This window comes from uncultured Polaribacter sp., assembly GCF_947497125.1.
Classification (GTDB): domain Bacteria; phylum Bacteroidota; class Bacteroidia; order Flavobacteriales; family Flavobacteriaceae; genus Polaribacter.
The window spans coordinates 15,590-36,541 of the sequence record NZ_CANMFI010000003.1; the positions used below are offsets into that span (position 1 = coordinate 15,590).

Consider the following 20,952-nt stretch of genomic DNA (forward strand, 5'->3'; position numbering starts at 1 on the left):
TTTTAAAATTCGATATTTAACCCAATAGTAACTGTTCTGTTAATTGGAGAACCAGCTCTTTGATATCCAAAAGTTGTTGCTGATGTTGTATTAATAGATTCTGGATTAAAACCTGTATAATCACTTGCTGTTAAATACATAAGGTTTTGTCCTGAAGCAAATAACCTAAGTTTAGATATTTTTAATTTTGAAGTAATATCACTATTAAAAGTATATCCTAAATTAACAGTTCTTAACGCAATGTATGAAGCATCTTGAATAATATCATTAGTAAATATTTTTTGCTTAATTAGATGTTGATCTGGAGTAGAAGATATAAAATCTTGAGCAGAACCAAACTGATTAAATAAATATTGATCACCCATGTTTCTTACTTCTGCTCCATGGCTTCCTTGAAACATAAAGCTACCATCAAAGCCACCAATCTTAAACTCATTGGTAACACTCCAAACTAAATCTGGATAAGGGTCTCCTAATATTGTTTTATCGTCATTATCAATAACACCATCACCGTTTAAATCTTTTACATATACATCTTGAGCTTCTGCGCCGATTGGATGATATGGATCAGAGATATATTCTAAAGGGATGTCTCTATCAACTACCCAACCATAAAAAGAAGAAATTGGGTTTCCTACTTGATTTATCCATTCTGCTGCTCTTTTCGTATCTACATTTTGAATTTGACCATTAGAATCAGCAAAATCTAATAATTCATTTTTGTTTCTTGAAGCTATTAAAGTTGTACCCCATTTAAAGTTTTGTTTCGAAATATTTTTTGTTCTTATTTCTAATTCAACACCACTATTTCTCACTTCACCCAGGTTAGACACTGCTTCTACAAATCCTGTTGTAGCAGAAACTGGATTAAAAAGTAATAACTGATCACTTGTTCTTTGGTAGTAATCTATAGAACCAGAAATTCTATTATTAAAAAAGCCAAAGTCTATCGCCGGGTTAATTTCAATTGATCTTTCCCATTGTAAATTCGCATTTTCAATATTAATTGGATTAAATCCTCCAACAATATTATTATCGATAACAGCTGTAGAGGACTGAATTAATGATAAATATGGGTAACTATCTACAACCGGATCTCCAGTTCTTAAATTAGGGTTACCAGTAGTACCGTAACTAAATCTTAATTTTAAAAAGTTTAATATTTTACTATTTTTTAAGAAATCTTCTTTAGTAACTGTCCATCCAGCAGAAACTGCAGGAAAATTACCATATTTCTGGTTGGGACCAAAAGAAGAATATCCGTCACGTCTAAAACTAAGAGATACTAAATATTTGTCATCAAAAGCATAATTAAATCTACCAAGATAAGACTGTAAAGCTCTTTCATATTTATAAGATTGTGCATCAGCAATTAAGGTTGCTCCTGAGATAGTTTGAATTAAATCAGATTCGTATCCTGTACCTCTAGAGCTCTCGAACTCCCAGTTCCATTTTTCTCTAGAAATACCAGCTATAGCATTTATTTCATGCTTACCAAATTCTTTATTATAAGTTAACAAATTATCTAATACATAGTGAATTCTGTTTTCCGAAGATAAATCAAGCTGTGCTGCTGCTGCACCATTTCTACTTGCTTTTACACCTTGCCAGCGATCTCTTTTTGTATTACCAAAATCTACAGAAAGACTCGATTTAAAATTAAGTCCTTTTGCTAATTTATACTTGGCATTAAAACTACTTAGTAATTTAAATTTATAGTCGTTTCTATTTCTTTCTAAAACTTTTGCAGCAGGATTTGTATTTGATGTATTACTGATATCTACCAAAGTACTTCCGTCTCCATACAAATCATAGTTGTCAAAATGACGTTGTGTTGCATAATCTCCTACTTTTACATCAGGATAAATATTTCTATCTACATACTGTATTGTGTTTTCATCATGATATACTGGCAACCAAGGTGTTTGTCTTAAAATATCATGAGTAGAACCATCAAAACGTCTTCTGTCTGAGTAAGAAGGTGCTATATTAGCTCCAAAAGACAATCTGTCATTTAACTTAGTATCTACTTTTATTCTCATAGAGTACTTGCTAAATTCATCTGTTAGTAATACACCTTCATCTTTTTGGTATCCTAGAGAAACACTAAATTTTGTATTTTCACTACCACCTCTAGCTCCAAAAGAGTGGCTTTCTATGATACCTCCGTCAAAAATAACATCTTGCCAATCTCTATCTATACCTATTAATTGTTTGTATTTAGTTTTGTCTGATAAAGACCCAACAGCAGCTAATTCTCTTTCTGCACTTTCTGCTATAGAGAAGTAATATTTACTACTTTGTCTTGCTTCTTTAAAACCTGTAAAAGTGTTATAGCTAAATTTTGTTTTCCCTTCTTTACCACTTTTTGTAGTAATTAAAACCACACCATTACCACCTCTAGACCCATAAATGGCACCTGAAGCAGCATCTTTTAATACTTCAAAAGATTCAACGTCATTCATGTCAATATTGGTTAAAAAATCACTACCAACCACCACACCATCAACAACAATTGCTGGGTCAGAACTACCAGAGATAGAGCCTGTTCCTCTAATTCTAATGGTAGGTGCAGATCCTGCTTCTCCTTCTGTTGCCTGAATATTTACACCAGATACTTGCCCAACTAAAGCCTCATCAACTCTAGCAACAGCAATTTGGTCTAATTTTTCACTTTTTACCTTGGAGATTGCACCTGTTAAATGGCTTTTCTTTTGAGTACCATACCCAACGATTACAATTTCTTCTAAGACATTATCATCGTCTTCTAAAAAAACATTAATTGTTTTTTGATTTACAAATGGTACTTTCTTAGTTTTAAAACCTAAATAAGAAAATTGAATAATTTCTCCTTGTTTTATTTTGATTTGATAATTACCATCAAAATCTGTGCTGGTTCCTTTATTTGTGCCAATAATAATAACATTAGCCCCTAAAATAGGTTCTCCGTCAGATTGCGATGTAACAGTACCTTTAATGGTTACTTCATTTTGAGCACTAGCTGTTGCGCAAAATAAAAGTAAAACAATAAAGGTAGACTTCATTTTTAAATTCATAATTAATTGTTTTGAATTATACTTTAAGGTTAATTTATAAAGATCTCTAATGATCTTTTCTTTTTTAGATTTTAGTGAAAAAACGCTGTTTTACCCTATGTTTTAAGGAATAATAATTTATTTTCACGGTTTGGTTAACCAATCTGGTTATCCAAATATAGTTTTTTTATTTTACTAATAAAAAAAAATGTTAATTATTTCAAAAAAAACTCTTAAAACAAAAGTATTTTAAACTTTATTCTGAGAGTTTTTTAAGATCAAAAAATTTATTATTGTCTATTTTTTGTCACTAAAATAAGAAGGCCCGTCACCTGTTAAAAAATCTTCTCTAACTGGGCTAAAAGTATCAATCAACTGTCCTTCTTCAAGGCAAACAGCACTGTGTAATAAATTTGGTTCTATATAAACACCATCTCCAGCTTCTACAATTTTTTTTACGCCATCAATTTCAAATTCAAATTTACCAGAAACACAATAGGTTGCTTGCGTATGAAAATGTTGATGTGGCGCTCCTAAAGCTCCTTTATCAAATTTAACACTTACCATCATGATTTGATTGTCGTATCCTAAAAATTTTCTTGAGACTCCACCACCTAGTTTTTCCCATTCTAACTCGTTTGCATTGATGTATTTTTCGCTAAATCGTTTCATTGTTTTTACTTTTTTATGATTTATTTATAATAATATGTTCCTGTCCAGGTGTAATTTGTTCCCTTAACAGTAGCAGTATGTTCTTTTTGAGAATTATTATTGGTATTCGCTAAGATCAAAAGTTTCTCTTTGCCTGTTTTAAATGTAATTTTAATAGCGGTATAATCTACGGTATCAGTTAAAACTTCAATTTTAGAAAAATTACTGTACGCATTTTTTGCAACTTCTTTTACAGGATCATAATTTCCGTGAGATTCTATAATAGAGGCATAGACTGTGTTTTGTGTGTTTTTCTTTCTAATAATAATCGATGGATCTTTTCTAAGGTTAAATTCAGGATCATTGGCGCCAACTCTTGCCAAAATTAATTCATCGTCTTTATTTGTTGCCGAAGTTATTGTGTAAAAACGTTTATTGTCTAACCAGGTAAACTGAATGCTTTCTGCATTTGCTGTTCCAACACCCTCTTTCCAAATATGGTTGTAACCGTATTTATCGCCTAAAGGGGATAATGTTTTGGGTACATTATAGCTAAAACTAGTCGCTATAATTTGACCAAAATAATGAAAAGGTAAATCGTATTGATTGTTCTTGTTTGATTGTACTTTATTGATATCGATAATAAAAGGTTTTTCTATATCTGCATCTTTTACCATCATAAAAGTTCTGTGCATTTCGGTTCCTGGATATGCGTTTTTTTCTTTGGCACTAACCAATTGAAAATTTGCATTGCTGGCATCAAAAATATATTTCTCAGGATGGTATTTGCTTCCTGTTTCAAAATCATACCCAAAATGAGAAGTCTCGTTTTGTGTAATTGTATTGTGTGCAATGGTCTGTTTTGCATAGGTTTTGTTTTCTTTTAAATAACCACCGCCATTTTTCTGCTCTACATTTACAAATCTAGACAAACCATAATCTTGCAGTACCTCATCGCCATTTTCGTACATAGAAAACGATAATTTATCATAATGTCCATGGCTAAGGCCTTGTGCCGCATACTTATACACCAATGCCATTGTTTGCTTCTGATTATTGTAACGTAAGATACCTATACCACCTTCATCTCCTTTAGAACCGTCAGACAACTCCATAGATTCTTTTACAAAAGGTTTTTCTGCACCATTCTTAAGAGCAAGTGCTACTTTTAAGCCTGTAGCATCTAACTGAACAGCACCTTGTTTTTTTGCAACAGATAGTAATCTTGCGTCTTGCTTGCCATAAAAATAGGCAATATCTACTGCGGATACCAAAGAAGAAGTGTAGTAAGACATTCCTTTCTGACCATCATTTAACGGAAAAAACTCGCCATCTACATCTGTTAAATTCAACAAAGCGTCTACAGCTTTTATCAATACTCCGTTTTTGTATTCAAATATTTTTAAATCGGGTTTTTTGTTTTGAAGTGCTTCTGCAAAAATTAAAAAAGGATACATTGCATAACGTTGGTAATAAGGCCCTTCTGTGTAAAAACCATCAGGTGAAAAAGGAGAATCTACATTCGCTAAAAAACCTGCTTTTCCTTCTTTGTCATAAATAAAACCACCATCATTGTCCTTTTCAGTTAAATCTACATCACTTTTATCTAAACCATACAAAGCTCTGTTAATTAACTCTTCATCATCCATTACCAAACCAATCATACCAACGGCAACATTACCCCAAGTAGAGTGGTTGTGAACTCTGTTAAAGTACTTCGGATTGCCAACAGATAAAAAATCTGCATAAGGTCTAAATAAGTTTGTATTTAAATAGTCTGTTTGTTCTTTTGGCAACCAATCATATATACAATCATATGCCTGACTGGTATAGGTTAGCCAATTAGAATCATTTAAACATTGCCAGAAAAATTTACCAGTTGCATAGCTTCTAGGTTCTGGATGGGTTTCAAATGTTGGAAAAATTTTCGCATATGCTAACAACATATCTCTAACAAAAATTGCATATTTTTCATCTCCTAAAAGCTGAAACAACACCCCTGCTTTTTGCATGTTGGCATAATTTAATTTGTGTTGTGTATGCGTATAACCGCCTGCCATATCTTTTGGTACTGGTACTTCAATCCCTTTTTCAATTGCCGCATCTACATCTTCTTTCGTTTGTGCTAAAGTTTCATCAAAAAGAGGAACGTTACCTAAGTTTGCTTTTATTTCTGAAACACTTTTTGCGTTTAAAATTAAGTTTGGATGCTGATCCAATTCTTTATTTTCAGGTGAATTGTTGCAAGAAATAAAGACTAAAATTAAACAAGCAATTAGAAGGTAACTGTATTTTTTTTGAATCATTTGTGTGTGATTTAAAATTGGTAAACCAATTTGGTTTACCAAATATAGGTTTATTTCCCTTTTTAACAAAATTATGTGTTGCAATTAACAAATTATAAGCACAAAAAAAGTCCATTTAATTAAAAATGGACTTTAAAATAAAATATTTAACTTTTTATTCTATGATAACCTTTCTTGTTCCAACAAGGTTATTGCTAATTACTTTAACAATATAAATACCTTTAGATAGTTTAGAAATATCAACTCTATTTGTTTCTCTGTAAGAATTAGCAACCTTTTTACCAATTAAATTATAAACTTCTATGTTAGTAATTTCATCTACAGAATTAACAAATATATAATCGTTTGCAGGGTTTGGATACACTTTTACATTAAGTAAGTTATTGCTATTAATACTTGCAACTGCAGGGCAATTTCCAAAAACATCTGCACCCGTTTCACCTGCTACATGTATTCTGTTTGCATAGGAGTTGTTATCTGTGTTTATACCATTTCCGTTTGTGCAAGAAAGTAAATCTTCTGAAGTATCTGTAGTTACATTAAACCATTTATATTCAAAGGCACTTTCAGGAGTTACTATTGCAGTATGTGTTCCGTCTCCATTATCTTTAGCGCCAGGACCATGAAATTCACTCCAATTATTAAGGCTGTAATCCATAACAATAGTATTTCCAACAGGTGCAGTTACTACTAATTCTGTATAAGTAACACCTACTTGCTTAAATGAGTTAAAAATAAATGTTGGAGCAACATAAGTTTCAGTAGCCGCTACTTTTCTGTTACAATAAGAATTATAATCTGTGTTTATAGTATTTCCTGTCGGTAAATAAGCTGCTATATTATTTTCTAAAGCACCACCACCAACTAGCGGTATTAAATTTTCTTGAACATCACCTGCAGAAGTTCCGTAAACTTTCCAAACAAATTCAGCTTCAGTTACGCCAGACGCAAAAGTATAGCTATATTTATTTGCATCATTTGGGTCTACTGTAGCAGCATATTCTTCCCAGTTTCCAGATACGGTTGGTGTTACTATATTTACACCACCCGGATCCGCAGAAACATCTACAGAAACAGTAATGGTTTGTTGAGGAGTGTTTTTTACCATACTTATATTATCGTAAAAAACCTCTGTAGATGCGTCTATTGCAGCCAAGGCTCTCACATAAATAACGGCCGTAGTTGTAGTGGCTGTAAATGTAAAAGTACTAGTTGTAAATGTGTTGTTAGAAGCAGATCCCTTGCTTGGGTTTTCGTCATTTGTAATTTCAAAAAAAGCATCAACTCTACTATCAGAAGCACCATTTTCTAAGCCAACTTCAGTTGTTATTTCTTCGTTTAGGATAAATACTTCAGATGGAGTTCCAGCTGACTCAGAACGAGAATCAATAGAAAAAGTGTATTCAGAGCCAATTTCTACTGCTATTTTTTGATACAATCTACGAGTAGAAGCTGAGACTACAGGATTTCCATCATCATATATTTTAAGGCCTCTTGTTTTATCTCCATTAGTATTATATGTTCCATCAGAACTAGAGCCTGCTTGCTCATCAGGGTTATTACCACCTGCATAAGTATTTGAAATGTAGGTTTCTAAATCTGTATTATTCCACAAAGCTTTATAAGGGCTATCAATTGTTGCGCCAGTATTATCCTTTATTGTAGATGGGGGTGTCATATCCCATGCGTCTGCATTATCTCCAGTTTCTGCTGTATATTCATCTGCTGTACCATTTAGAGTAAGCTCTGTTTGTGCATAACCAGCAGTATAAAAAAAGCAAAGGAATAACAAAGAGTATAATAATTTTGTTTTTTTTGTAAAAAGTAATGTTGTCTTCATAAAAATAGATTTAAGGGTTATAATTAACTAAATTTTAATTTGGTTAACCAAATTGGTTTTCCAAAAGTAACGAAATAAATTTAGAAAAAAAAGTTGTTTTAATTAAACTATTTGTTTTTAAGCGACTTACATGTTAATACATCAACGTTTGTTTTAAATTCTCTTCGGTTTTTAAAATACCAGAATTAGAAATAACATTGTTTGACGCCTTGTTATTTTTGGCTCCCCATAAAATAGAAACGTACTTCACGCTATTATTTTTAAAAGTATTGTTGTTAATGTTTACATTATGAATACCATTGTGATTCAATAGTCTTTTATTCTTTTCTAAAGCAGCACAGTTTGTAAAAGTCGAGTTGGTGATTAGCAAGTTTCCGCCAATTGTAGATTCGTCATAACCACCTCTATAATAATCAATCACATTTTGTTTTACATTGTCAAAATTACAATTGTCTATTGTTAGGTATTCTGTATTGTAATCCCCTCTATCATTAATTTCTTCTGATAATTCTAAACCATTTTCACATTTTAAAACAGAAGTATTTTTAAACGTAATTTGTTCTGCAAATGCTTGTTTGTATACTTTTAAAGTATAGTTGAAATTACTGATTTCAGCGTTTAAAACATTCAATCCAAAGTGATTAGACATGTTCTTTTTTAAGGTTGCAAAAGCGTGATTTTTACGATTTCCTGTTAGTTTGATATTGTCTAAATTTAATATCCCATAAGGATTCAATTCAAAAACAGGCGTGTTATCTGCACCAGAAAAAATTATTTCTGCTTTGTTTTTAGATTGAATTGTAACTGTTTTATTAATAACCAAAGATTCGCTTACATTAAAAGTAGCAGCACTTAATTCAATAATATCTCCGTTTGCCGCTTCTTTTAATTTGGTAATCAATTCTGTCGTAGAATTTACAACATGTATTTTAGATTCTTTTGCTTGCACTTCATTAGAGAACCAACTAGCACCATATTTCGTTTTATCTAAAACGTCTAAGTTAATTTTATCAGCGTTTGCAACTGCACCAATTTGATTTGATGCAATTCTCGAATTACCCAATAAATCGGTTGAAATAATATCAAAATCGAATCCTTTATAGATCTCAACATCAGAAAAACCAGCAGTTGGTATCGCAATGTCTGAACCAACATTTGTCAATGCTAACTCCTTAGAAATAAAACCGTGGTCATTTTCTATTGAGACACTATTATTGTCTATAATATTACTCGCAAAGGTTACACCATCTGCTTTGTCGTGCTCTATAATTGGTGTTGCATCGCCCTTAGAATTGTATATTACATTGTTTACAACTTCAGTTCTTAAGGCTCTTGCAGATCTAATTTCAGATTTTGGCAATACATCTTTTTGTGCTAAATTTTGACCAACACCAAACTGAAAAGGCGCATCAGAATCTACAAATGTATTGTAAGCAACAACTACGTCTGTAACTTGGTTATATCTATTTAAAGGCGATTTCGGAATTCCGTTCATTACTGCAATCGGACTCCTAAAATTCTTTCCTTTTATTTTGTAAAATAAGTTATTAGTAACCCAATGCCCGGTGTTTATAATTCTAATTCCGCCATATTGTTCGTTTACGCCATCGCCAATAAAATAATTGCCATCAATAGTAACATAATTACCGTGTCTGGTAACCACAGAGCCTTCACTTTTGTAAAAGACATTGTTTTTTATAATGTTGAAATTAGTCTTACTCGATATAATTTCTACTTCACCATTACATTCTTCAAATAAATTGTTTGCAATTAGGGTGTTACTTGGGCTCATAGATGTAAAGCTACTTCCTAATTGAATTGTTTCGCCTCTTGCACCTCCTTTTCTTGGTCTTGGTCCAAAATGATTGTTGATTATTTTATGGTAATTACGAATGCTTTGGTTTCCTTTTAAATCTACTCTTAAAGTAGGTCCACCATTTGTTTTTCCTGCTAAATAATTGTTGCTAAATTCGTTGTGTTTTCCATACAACTGTACCCATAAATTGTCTTGATCTCTTTCTAAATTATTAAAATCTAAAATAACACAATTTGTAACTTTACTATTGTTTGCCACATTTTTTGCGCTAGTTCTAAACGCAATTACATTCGTTTTAGGAGAGTGCCCGTTTCTAAAGAAAAGTCCATCTACTACTAAATAATTACCACTAATTTCTAAACTAGAGGTTCCTTCAATAAATACTTTTCCGGGAGTTGCTGCTTTTAGAGTAATCGGTTTTTCTTTGGTTCCTTCTCCTGTAAATTGTATGGCTATATCTTTGTAAACCCCTTCTTTTAAAACAATATTGTCTCCTGGTTGTAAGTCTTTTAACGCTTCTGTAAGTGCTTTAGAATTATTAACAGATATGTTGTTGTTTACAGTTGAATTACAAGAAAATAAGAAAAGTAAACTGACGATTAGTATAAAATTTTTCATGGAAAAAAGACTTAAATTTTTAATTGGTTTACCAAATTGGTTTACCAAATATAGAGAGATCAAATGGAATTAGAAAATATTTACAAGATAAACATTAAATAGTCTTGTATTTATATGCTTGTAATTTATAAAATTCAGACTTAATGCTTGCTTAAAAATAGTTGTTACTTAACCATTCTTTGGTTGATGTTTTTCTATAAATTGCTTTATTTTTTATGTCTAACTTAAAAATAGTTACTTTACAAAACACTTTAAAACTTTAACAGTTGCAGTGTTTTTTTTAAAGACAATAAAATATAGGCCTTTAGAAAGATTAGAAACATCTAGTGTCTCTTTTTCAATTCTTTTTTGAACTTCTATTTTTCTGCCAGAAAAATCGTACATTTTTATATCATTGTAATTTTCTGAATTAGCATTTTTAAAAGTTACAAGATTAGATGAAGGATTTGGGTATAATAAAATATTCTCTGCCTTGTCTTTTAATGTTTTAATGTCGATATCTGTAGAAAGTGTACTAGGGTTTTCTTCTATACTAAAATCTGCAAACTTCACAATTTCATCTTGTAAATCTTGTGCATTGTTTAAGCTTCTATAAATGCCCCATTTGGGTCTTGAAAAATCGGCGCCATCTTGCCACATATCTTTATTAGCATCAGAATAACTTAAAAGTACCTGATTTGTTGCACTATTTTTAATTTCGATAGCATAACTTCCATAATTACTATACTTTATAGTTTCTGTTACCGATACCCAAGCACCTCTAAAGACGTCTAACTCTTTTGTTGCAATGGTGTTTTGGTCTGAAGTTGCTGTATATCGCAGCTCTAACCTATCAGGATTGCTTTTACGCACAGTTAAAGAAATCATAGGTATAGAAGCATAGGGTCCATCTACAGATTTTATTTGATGTATGTGTGTAAAACTAGCGGAAGGTTTAAAAGTTTCTGATAGTCTAAATTTCCACTTATATTGCACTGTTTCGCCATTTCTGGCAATTAAGTTTTCTGGAGAGTCACCATAGGTTTTAATCTCGTTTCTTTGCCTATCGTCTACACCTTCTTTACAACGGTCATTGTCTGGAGAAACATGCAAATGAAACAAGAAAATATTTTTATTCAATTCGTTATCAAAAGCCTGCGTAATATGTTTCCCAAAAGAATTATGATTGCAATCTGGTACTTCTACAACATTTCTATTAGGGTTAGCTAGTACAGAGTTAATTAATTCATAAGTATCAGAAACACCATCTGCACTTAAGGTTATTTGCGAGTTTACAGCATTGGTTATTAATAAAAAAAATGATGCAAAAAAAAGTGTATTTTTCATAATTATAATTGGTTAACCAATTTAGGTCTTCAAATATAGGTAAAAATATTTTTTGTTTATTTTGAAATAACTTAAAATAGAGTTTGTTTAAACTATTCATTATTTGCAATCATTATTTTTAAATGGTAATTTAAGACACATTTTATTCTTTTTTTAAAGAAGTTACCTCTTTATTCTTCTGATAAATAAACTTTTATATTTTTTACATTTTTTTTCAGAAAAAAACACATCCATTTTACCCCTATTTTACTGGGGTTTGGGTTAATTTAGTAAAGTTTTTATGTGTTATTTTAACTTTTTTTTATGTTAAAATGGGTTAAATTTAATTTAATGTGTATATTTGGGCAACCAATTTGGTAAACCAGTTTGGTAAACCAAGCTGGAAAACCAGTTAAAATAATTAAATTTTAAATTCATGCTTAAAAACAATTCAATTAGAAAATTTATCTTGAGCTTTTTATTGTTTGCATCTTTTGGTGCTTTTTCACAACAAAAAGTAACAGGTAAAGTAACGGATGAAGGTCAAGGAGGAGGAATTCCTCAAGTGAACATTCAAATTAAAGGAACCACAATTGGTGCCGCAACAGATTTTGATGGTAATTTTTCAATTACCACAAAAAATGCCACAGACATTCTTGTCTTTAGTTATTTAGGCTATAAGACACAAGAAATTACCGTTGGTAGTAAGACAGTAATTAACGTACAGATGGTAGAAGATGCTAGTTCTTTAGAAGAAATAGTAGTTGTAGGTTATGGTACTCGTAAAAAGAGTCATTTAACTGGTGCTATTGCTAAAGTAGGTGGTGAAGCTGTTGCAGCTATTCAAGCGGCTCGTGTCGATGATGCATTGGCAGGAAAGTTATCAGGGGTTTTAATTCAGAATCAAGATGGTTCTCCAGGTGCAGCTCCAAAAATTCAAATTAGAGCAGCTTCTTCTGTTTCAGGAGCTTCAAACCCTTTAATAGTTGTAGATGGTTATCCTATTTCTGGAGGTATCGAAACTGTGAATCCAAATGATATTCAAAGTTTAGAAATATTAAAAGATGCTGCTTCTGCTGCTATTTATGGTTCTAGAGGTGCAAACGGAGTTGTTTTAGTTACTACTAAAAAAGGAAAGTCTGGTAAAGCTAGCTTTAGTTATAATGCATACACAAGTGTTTCTAGTAAGTACAGAGACAATATACTTATGTCTGGCCAAGAATGGGCAGCTCATGCAAGATCAGAAATTGCTGCAGGTAATTGGGATCTTACTCAAATTGATCCAGATTTTGTAGAATATAGATTAAATGCCTACGAAAACTCTCCAGGTTCTATTAGTCCAGAAGACTGGCTTTTTCAAAATGGATTTTCATCAAGTCACGATTTTAGTGTAAGCGGTGGATCTGAAGATGTTAAAGTTTTTGCTTCTATAGGTTATCAAGACATAGAAGGTGTTGTAATTACTCAAGCTTACGAAAGATTAAACGCACGTTTAAATGTAGATGCAAATCTCGGAGATAAGTTTAAAGCAGGAGTAAGTTTTAATGGTTTTGTATCTGACAGAGATATTTTAGGTCATGATATGAGAGATTTATTAAGAGCTACACCTGTTTCTCCTATATATCATACTGCAGAGTCTATCGCGTTTGTACAAGCTTTAGATGCTGAAGCACAAAGTTTAGGCCTTGCTGCTTTTGACAATGGATATAGAGGTTCTGGTTATGAAGCAAATAGTATTTATACTCTAGAGCCAGGTATGGCTGCACAAGATTGGCATTATGGTAGAGCTAACAATGGTATTGGTGGTTCTGGTGATGCAGGTCCTGCAGCAAAACTTGACAATACTGATGCTTGGGAAAAAACTTTTTTTGGTAACGTAAGCTCTTATTTACAATACCAAATTATAGAAGGCTTAAACATAAAGACTGTTTTAGGTGGGGATTTTAGAGACACACAAGCATATCGTCATAGATTGATTGGTTTTGACTCTAGAGCAAGAACATCTCAAACTTACAGAGACCAATACGATTTAAAAGTTTCTTCTGTTTTAAGTGAAACTACTTTAAACTACTCAAAAGAAATAGGGAATCATGATATATCTGCCGTAGTTGGTGTAGAATTTCAAACGACTTCTTATAGAGGAACAAACATAGATGGTAATAATGTGCCAGATGAAGCGATCCTTAATTATAATTTATTTACTCCGGCAGACTTAACTGTAACCGAAAGAAATGAAACTAGAGCAAGAGAAAGTGTATTTGGTAGAGTAAACTACGCATATAACGATAAATATTTAGCATCTGTTTCATTAAGAAGAGATGGTAGTTCTCAGTTCGGTTCTAACAAAAGATATGCAACTTTTCCTGCAGTTTCTTTAGGGTGGAATGCTCATAACGAAGCTTTTTTAGAAAATAATGAGGTTTTAAGTAAGTTAAAATTAAGAGCAAGTACTGGATCTTTAGGTACTACTTCTTTTTTAGGATCTTATGATGCTTTAAGTCTTTTAAGCCCATCGGCAACAATAGATGGTACAGGGTTTTTAATACCAACTAATGTTGCAAATGCTGATTTAACTTGGCAAACAAACACAGAGACTAATTATGGTATAGACTTTGGTTTTTTAAATAATCGTTTTACTATGGGTGTAGATTACTATACTTCTAATATCGAAAATATTCTATTAGCAAAAAGCGTTTCTCAATTACATGGTACAGATAATGTAGTTTTAAATGCCGGAGATATTCAAAGTTTTGGTTTAGAATTTGAATTCGGAGCTAACTTAATTAGAAAAGATGATTTTTCTTGGAATATGGCAGCTAACCTATCTACAGTAAATACAGAAATTAAAGACTTAGATGGTTTAGATGAATTGCCTCAAGTAATTCACGGACAAAGTGGTAGAGGTGCAGTATTTAGAAACTATGTTGGAGGTCAAATTGGTGAAATGTGGGGATTAGAGACTACAGGTGAAGTTGAAATGATTTACTTAGAAGATGGTACAAGAAGCCCGAACAACCAAACAGGAGAATCTTATGTTGTTGACCAAAATGGAGACGGTATAATAGATAGAACAAAATCTGTTGAAGATGGAGGTGATTTAGTTAAGATAGGGCAAAACACACCAGATTTTTACTGGGGTATGAGTCATAATTTAGCATACAAAAATTTTGACATGTCTATTCAAATTCAAGGTTCACAAGGAGCAGAAGTTTACAATGTAGATCCACTTTATTATGGCTCTCAATGGGGAGGTAGATTAGTAGATAGCTTTGATGCAAATGGTGATGGAATTGCAGATCATAATGGATTACACTACGAGCGTAATAGAAACCAGACTGATGCAACAATTCAAGATGCTTCATACATAGCAGTAAGAAACTTAACAATTGGGTATACTCTTGATGCTGATATAGCTAACAAAATAGGTTTAAGTTCTGTAAGATTATATGGTGCTGCTTCTAACTTATTATATATCATGGGAGATGATTATACATCATATAACCCAGAAGGTACAAACACTACAGATCCAACAATTTATGGTGCTCAAGTTGGTGCAAGTCCAATTGTAAGAAGTTTTACTTTAGGTTTAAATGTTAACTTTTAAAAAGAATAAAAATGAAAAATAAATATATAAAATTATTAGGATTATTGTTGATTGTTTCAGCATGTTCTACAGATTTAGATCAATCTCCACCAAATATTGCAAATGCAGATTCTTTAACAGACTTTTCAGGAGTTTTAAATGCAGCATATTACTACCAATTAGGTACTGTTACTCCAATGGCTGTTATGGGCGAGTTTAGATCAGACAATGCTTTTATGTTTGAAGAGCCTTACACAGAGTTTGATGAGTATGATAATGGGTTAACAACTATGGAAGATCAGTTTTTTCTTCCATTTTATAAGGCTTCATTTAAGTCTATATTAAGTGCAAATAACGTAATTATAAATTCTACTTCTAATGATGATATCGCAGAAGCAAAATTTTTAAGAGCCTTATCATATTTTAAATTGGTACAAGTTTTTGGAGATGTACCTGTTAATTTATCTGATGCACCAAGTTTTAATGATCCTTCAATATATGAAAGACAACCAAAAACAACTATTTATAATGATGTTATCATTCCAGATTTAACAGCAGCAATTGCCGCTTTAGATAACTCAAACTTATCAAGAGCTTCTAAAATTGCTTCACAAGCATTATTAGGTAAAGTATATGCAGCAATGGGTAACTATACTTTAGCAGAACCAATACTTGCTACTGTTTTAAGTTCAGCGGCTGGTGCAGGTGTAAGTTTAAAAACAAACTTTAGTGAAGTTGTTGGCGCTGCTAATGAAGGAAACTCTGAAATTATATACGCTACAAGAATAACTGGTTCTATAACCGATGAATATACTTATGCTTCTGATTTCTGGAACTGGTTTGTAGGTGATGATTCTAAGTCAGATTTCCCTGTAGATCAAGATTTAGTTGCTGCTTTTGATGCTAGTGATGCTAACGGAGGAGGTACAGATTTAAGAAGAGAATTTACTCTTAGTACAGACGGTAAGACAGCAGTAAAGTACCCAAAAACAGGTGGTTTAGGGACAGAACATGATTGGATTGACATTAGATTGGCAGATATTATTTTATTACATGCCGAAGCTGCTAATGCAAACGGTACTGCAGCATCAACTGTTTTGCCTTTATTAGATCCTATTAGAACTAGAGCAGGTTTAACAAGTCTTACAGGTACAGTAACTTCACAAGCAGATGTTGCTCAGGCAATTGCTAATGAAAGAAGATTAGAATTAGCTTTTGAAGGTCACAGATGGTTCGATTTAGTTAGAACTGGTATGGCTCAATCTGAATTAGGTTTTTCAGATGCTAACTATTTAGTTTTCCCGATTCCTGTTTCTGAAATTTTAGTTACAAACGGAGTAATCACGCAAAATGCAGGTTACTAAAAAATAAATATTTGAATTTAGTTTTGAATGGGCTTACAACAAAATGTTGTAGGCCCATTTTTTATTACTATAAATCAACAGCCAATTAGTTATTGCTAGCGCCTCTTTTGTTATGATTAAACAGTTGTTTTAAGGCTTTATTTTAGTATTGATAGACTTGTTAACTACTGTTGTGGTTACAAAAAAAAAGTCTTTTTAATCTTGTGAAAAGACTAAAAAAACTTTGATTTTTTAGATTGTATTTAAATTATTTATTGAGTGATTAATAAATATTTATTCATTAGGATTTGTACCGGCACCCACAGTAGCTTCTTTAAACCAAACTTCGGCATAGCAGCCATTAGCATATTGCTTAGCTATATTTCCATTGTAAGTTTCAGAGCCAGTACTCCAAACAATATTATCTTCGGGGTTTTTACCGTTAGTTTGGTTGTATGCACCTTGTTTAAAATACTGAATCTCTCCTGCATAGGCATTTTTACGTTCTATACCATCTCTTCCAATTGCAGCATATAAAGACCAAATTTGTTGAGGTATATCTGATTTTTTAGAAAAGTCTGATTTTAATAAATTCTTAGTGAATTTAACAGTGTCATGATTTTTGCTTGAAAAAGTAAGATACATCATTCCTTTATATACATTTATTGTATAGCTAAATTCTTCACCTAATTCAATCCCATCTTTTGGTTCTTCAGGAAATGTTGTTGCATTTGGTCCAACCACAGACATATCGTTTCCCCAAACAGCAGTAGAGTAGTCCCATCTTTTAGAATTATCTACTTTGGTATTAATTTCATAATTCCAAAAAACAGATCCTTTTTGATGACCAGGAAATTTCTTATAAAAAATCTTTATTGGTTCGTTTTCATGGCCTTCATCACTATGAATTTGCCCTACTACAACAGAGTAAGAGGCAGCTACTCTTGCGTCGCCAGAGGTAGATACGTGTTGTACTTTTAATGTACCCGTTAATTTACCACCTGTTTCTGGTATCCAATGTTTTTTTTGACCCAATTCTGTTCTTGTGTTACTTGATGTTTTAGAGGTAATACCAGAATTGGGTGTTTTGTAAACTACCCAGTCTGTTTTTTCATCGTTGGCAACATAAAAAAAATCTTTTTTATCAAATTTTATCAGCTCGTCAGAGTATTCACCATCTCCTAAAAGAATTTTCCATTTGTCCATAAATGGAATAACATCACTAGGGTATTTGATGTTTGTTTGCTCTTTAGCAGGTGTGTTTTTCTTAGTATTAGTACAGCTATTTGTTAATATGCTTAAGCTTAATATCAAAGTAGATCTTAAGATTGTTTTAGTAATTATTAGTTTCATTTTTGCGTAAAATTAATTGTAAGTTTTTTTTAAAAATTACTTTCCTCTGCCATTTTTACAACTCCTATAGTTAATATTATATTGGCAAATCTTCTTTGTTCTCCTGTTTGAATTATGAGAGTTGTATTTAAATCTCTAATTTTATCATAAAAAGCCCAACGCTCCATTTCATTCCAAGTTACATCTCCCAATAATTTTTTATAAGTATTGTGTATTTCTGCATTAGCTGCTGCAGGTTTTTCCATTACTGTGGCTCCTTGAATAGGACAAATTTCTAAGATGCCTTTTAAAACGGTTAAAGAATCTAACAATCCTGGTTTAAAATTAAGATGAACAGTGGTTGCATTTTTACCAGCCATAGCTACAACAGGCAAATTGCCATCTGCAATTACAATTTGTGCAAAATGGCCAGATTTAGCAAGTACTTCTAAAATAGTTGGATGTATTACGGCAGTTTTTAGCATAAATTTAGTTTATCAGAAATTACATATTGTAAACCCCACCGTTAATATCTAAAGTTGCACCTGTAATAAACCCATCGTATTCAGATGCTAAGTATAAAACAGCTCTTGCAACATCTGCAGCATTACCAGCTTTTTGAATAGGGATACCAGAAATTGTTTTAGCAGCCGACTCTTTGGTTGTGTGAGTATTATGAAATGAAGTGCCAAGTATTAAACCTGGTGCAACAGCGTTTACTCGAGTACCTTGTGCACCTAATTCTGTAGAAAGAGCTCTTGTAAAGGTTAAAATAGCACCTTTACTTGTAGCATATACTAAAGAGCCAGGATGACCGCCTTTTCGTCCTGCTAGCGAAGCCAAATTAACAATGCTACTATGTTTATTTTTTGCTAAATATGGTGTTGCAGCTTTGGTTACAAATAACATAGACGTCATATTTACATCCATAACTTTGTGCCAAAAATCTGCCTCCATTTCATGTAGCATTTTTCTAGCGACTAAAGATCCGGCGTTATTTATTAAAATATCTAAACCACCTAAAAAGCTAACGGTTTTTTCTACAAGGTTAATTGCATCTGCTTCCTTTGTTAGATCGCCACTTATAGCTATTGCTTTAACGCCATTTTTTAGTGCGTATTTTTTAAGTTGATTTGCGTTAGTTGCACTAGAAAAATAATGAATTGCAACATGAGCTCCCTGATCGATAAAATGTTGTGTAATTGCCTCTCCTATTCCTTGTGCACCTGCAGTTATTAGTACCTTTTTTCCGGCTAGTTTGTTATTGTTTTTCATTTGTTTTTTTATTTTTTGTGTAAATCATTTTTAGCAAAATAACCATCATTAGATACTGCCTCTTTACTAATTTTTAAACTTGCTTTTTTAAACCAAACCTCTGCATAATTACCATCTTTGTATTGTTTTTCGATGTCTCCATTATGAGTTTCTGCACCAGAACACCAGTTTTTATTAACTGATGGCGATTTTCCGTTTGTTTGATTGTAACATCCTAATTTAAAAAAACATCCTTCGCCTTTGTATGCGTTTTTTTTCTCTAATCCGTTTTGGCCTATTGGTACAAAAAGTTTTTGTGTTTGTGCGGGTATGCTTTTAGGATTTGTATATTCTGATGCGATTAAGTTTTTTGTAAAAGTCTTTGTTTCATGTTCTGGACTAGAAAATATTAATGTCATAATGCCGTCTTTAACATTTACTTCATAACTAAATTCTTCTCCAAGTTTAATGCCTTCTGTTGGTTCTTCTGGCGGAGTGTTGGCATTAGAACCAACTACAGAAAAATCATTGCCCCAAACTGCAGTAGAAAAATCCCACCTTAATGAATTGTCTTCTCCGGCTGTATTAATTTCATAATGCCAGAAAACAGAGCCTTTTGTATGACCAGGATAAATTTTATAGAATATTTTTAGCGGTTCGTTTTCATGATTATCGGCACTGTGTATTTGCCCAACAACAACCGAATGCGAAGCGGCTACAGTTTCATCTCCAGTTGCAGAAACATTCATTACTTTTAAAGTTGCTGTTAACTTGTCATTGGCTGTTTCTGGATACCATTTTTTTGCTTGCGCCAATTCTGTTCTTGTATTGTTTGATGTACCATGAGTATCTCCGCCATTTGGCGATTTAAAGACCACCCAATCTCCTTGAGTATCCGTCGTGGTATAAAAGTAATTTTTATCTTCAAAATTATTTGCAATTCCAACGTTAGCTGCGTTGCCTAAAATTAATTTCCAATGATCAAAAAAGGGAATAACATTGCTAGCATACATTGTTTTCTCTTCATTTTTTTCTTCACTTTTTTTTGTTTTTTGTTTACAATTACTAAATGTTATAAGTAGGCCAAAAAGCAATACATAAAGAATACGTTTAGTGTTTAAAATTTTCATATTGTGTTTGTTTTAGTTGTTGTTTTCTATGTAATTAGATAATTTATAAAAATGTTTTTTCATCATTTCTGATGCTAAAATTTCATCATTTGCTTCAATAGCTAGGTAAATATCCTCGTGCTTTTTAATTTCGGTTACTACTTTATCACCCTCACAAACGTCGCCTCTTTCGTAAGTAGATAGTATCGGAGGTGTTATTAATAACATTAAAGAAACCATTGTGTTATTTTTACTAGCTTTTGCAATTGCCAAATGAAATAGTAGGTCTTCTTCTAAATAATCATCACCAATAGTTATTTTTGCTTTAAAGGCATTTAAGGCTTCTTTAATTCGAATTAAATCATCAGTTGTTCTTCTTTGTGCGGCTAATTTTACTATTTTAAGCTCTAGAGAAATTCTTGTTTCTGCTAATTCTTTAAAAGAGGGGCCGTTTAAAGCGATAATTTCATCAACAATACCATTAAAACCTGTTAAACCTATTGCTAAAATGGTACCGCTTTGAGACATCGATTTAACAACACCATAAAATTCTAATTTTCTAATTGCCTCTCTAATATGATTTCTTTTAACGTCAAATTTTTCAGACATTACTCTTTCAGAAGGTAATTTATCTCCACGTTCTAAATTTTTACTATTGATAAGATTTTTAATCTTAAAAATAATTTCATTTTGTAAAATTTTAGTTGTGCTATTGTCTATTAAACTAATTTTCATGAATAATTTTTTTTAATTAATATTT

General features: G+C 32.1%; 13 protein-coding genes. 2 read left to right on the top strand and 11 right to left on the bottom strand.

What is annotated here, in order from left to right; genetic code table 11:
* Positions 1 to 2 precede the first annotated feature (2 nt).
* The 6 genes from Q0678_RS05440 to Q0678_RS05465 all read right to left on the bottom strand — a co-directional run bounded on the left by Q0678_RS05440 (position 3) and on the right by Q0678_RS05465 (position 11,592).
* The gene (locus Q0678_RS05440; protein WP_299055040.1) at positions 3 to 3,056 is read right to left on the bottom strand and encodes a TonB-dependent receptor; all 3,054 of its coding nucleotides are present in this window, start codon (positions 3,054 to 3,056) and stop codon (positions 3 to 5) included.
* Positions 3,057 to 3,332: 276 nt separating this feature from the next.
* A complete protein-coding gene (locus Q0678_RS05445; RefSeq protein ID WP_299055043.1) occupies positions 3,333 to 3,707 on the bottom strand; it encodes a cupin domain-containing protein in 375 nt (124 codons plus the stop codon).
* Positions 3,708 to 3,727: 20 nt separating this feature from the next.
* A complete protein-coding gene (locus Q0678_RS05450) occupies positions 3,728 to 5,992 on the bottom strand; it encodes an alginate lyase family protein (RefSeq protein WP_299055046.1) in 2,265 nt (754 codons plus the stop codon).
* A gap of 154 nt (positions 5,993 to 6,146) precedes the next feature.
* Positions 6,147 to 7,832, bottom strand: coding sequence for a T9SS type A sorting domain-containing protein (locus tag Q0678_RS05455; RefSeq protein WP_299055048.1), 1,686 nt, complete (start codon positions 7,830 to 7,832; stop codon positions 6,147 to 6,149).
* 133 nt (positions 7,833 to 7,965) lie between these two features.
* Positions 7,966 to 10,266 carry a chondroitinase-B domain-containing protein gene (locus tag Q0678_RS05460; protein WP_299055050.1) on the bottom strand — a complete coding sequence of 767 codons (2,301 nt, stop codon included), beginning with the start codon at positions 10,264 to 10,266 and terminating at the stop codon, positions 7,966 to 7,968.
* A 234-nt stretch (positions 10,267 to 10,500) separates the two neighbouring features.
* Positions 10,501 to 11,592, bottom strand: coding sequence for a T9SS type A sorting domain-containing protein (locus Q0678_RS05465; RefSeq protein WP_299055052.1), 1,092 nt, complete (start codon positions 11,590 to 11,592; stop codon positions 10,501 to 10,503).
* A 448-nt stretch (positions 11,593 to 12,040) separates the two neighbouring features.
* On the opposite strand from Q0678_RS05465, the gene Q0678_RS05470 reads away from it, so the two are divergent.
* Both Q0678_RS05470 and Q0678_RS05475 read left to right on the top strand, forming a co-directional pair.
* Positions 12,041 to 15,175, top strand: a complete 3,135-nt coding sequence (locus Q0678_RS05470; protein ID WP_299055054.1) for a TonB-dependent receptor — start codon at positions 12,041 to 12,043, stop codon at positions 15,173 to 15,175.
* A gap of 11 nt (positions 15,176 to 15,186) precedes the next feature.
* Positions 15,187 to 16,518 carry a RagB/SusD family nutrient uptake outer membrane protein gene (locus Q0678_RS05475; protein WP_299055056.1) on the top strand — a complete coding sequence of 444 codons (1,332 nt, stop codon included), beginning with the start codon at positions 15,187 to 15,189 and terminating at the stop codon, positions 16,516 to 16,518.
* A 273-nt stretch (positions 16,519 to 16,791) separates the two neighbouring features.
* Here Q0678_RS05475 and Q0678_RS05480 read toward each other — a convergent pair whose 3' ends face one another.
* The 5 genes from Q0678_RS05480 to Q0678_RS05500 are packed head-to-tail and all read right to left on the bottom strand — an operon-like array spanning position 16,792 to position 20,927.
* A complete protein-coding gene (locus Q0678_RS05480; RefSeq protein WP_299055058.1) occupies positions 16,792 to 17,850 on the bottom strand; it encodes a polysaccharide lyase family 7 protein in 1,059 nt (352 codons plus the stop codon).
* Between the two features lie 29 nt (positions 17,851 to 17,879).
* Positions 17,880 to 18,314, bottom strand: a complete 435-nt coding sequence (locus Q0678_RS05485) for an RbsD/FucU family protein (RefSeq protein ID WP_299055060.1) — start codon at positions 18,312 to 18,314, stop codon at positions 17,880 to 17,882.
* Positions 18,315 to 18,333: 19 nt separating this feature from the next.
* The gene (locus Q0678_RS05490; RefSeq protein ID WP_299055062.1) at positions 18,334 to 19,104 is read right to left on the bottom strand and encodes an SDR family oxidoreductase; all 771 of its coding nucleotides are present in this window, start codon (positions 19,102 to 19,104) and stop codon (positions 18,334 to 18,336) included.
* Positions 19,105 to 19,112: 8 nt separating this feature from the next.
* Positions 19,113 to 20,213 (bottom strand): polysaccharide lyase family 7 protein, encoded by a 1,101-nt coding sequence (locus Q0678_RS05495; protein WP_299055064.1) that lies wholly within the window; start codon positions 20,211 to 20,213, stop codon positions 19,113 to 19,115.
* 12 nt (positions 20,214 to 20,225) lie between these two features.
* Positions 20,226 to 20,927, bottom strand: coding sequence for a FadR/GntR family transcriptional regulator (locus tag Q0678_RS05500; protein ID WP_299055066.1), 702 nt, complete (start codon positions 20,925 to 20,927; stop codon positions 20,226 to 20,228).
* Positions 20,928 to 20,952: the final 25 nt, after the last annotated feature.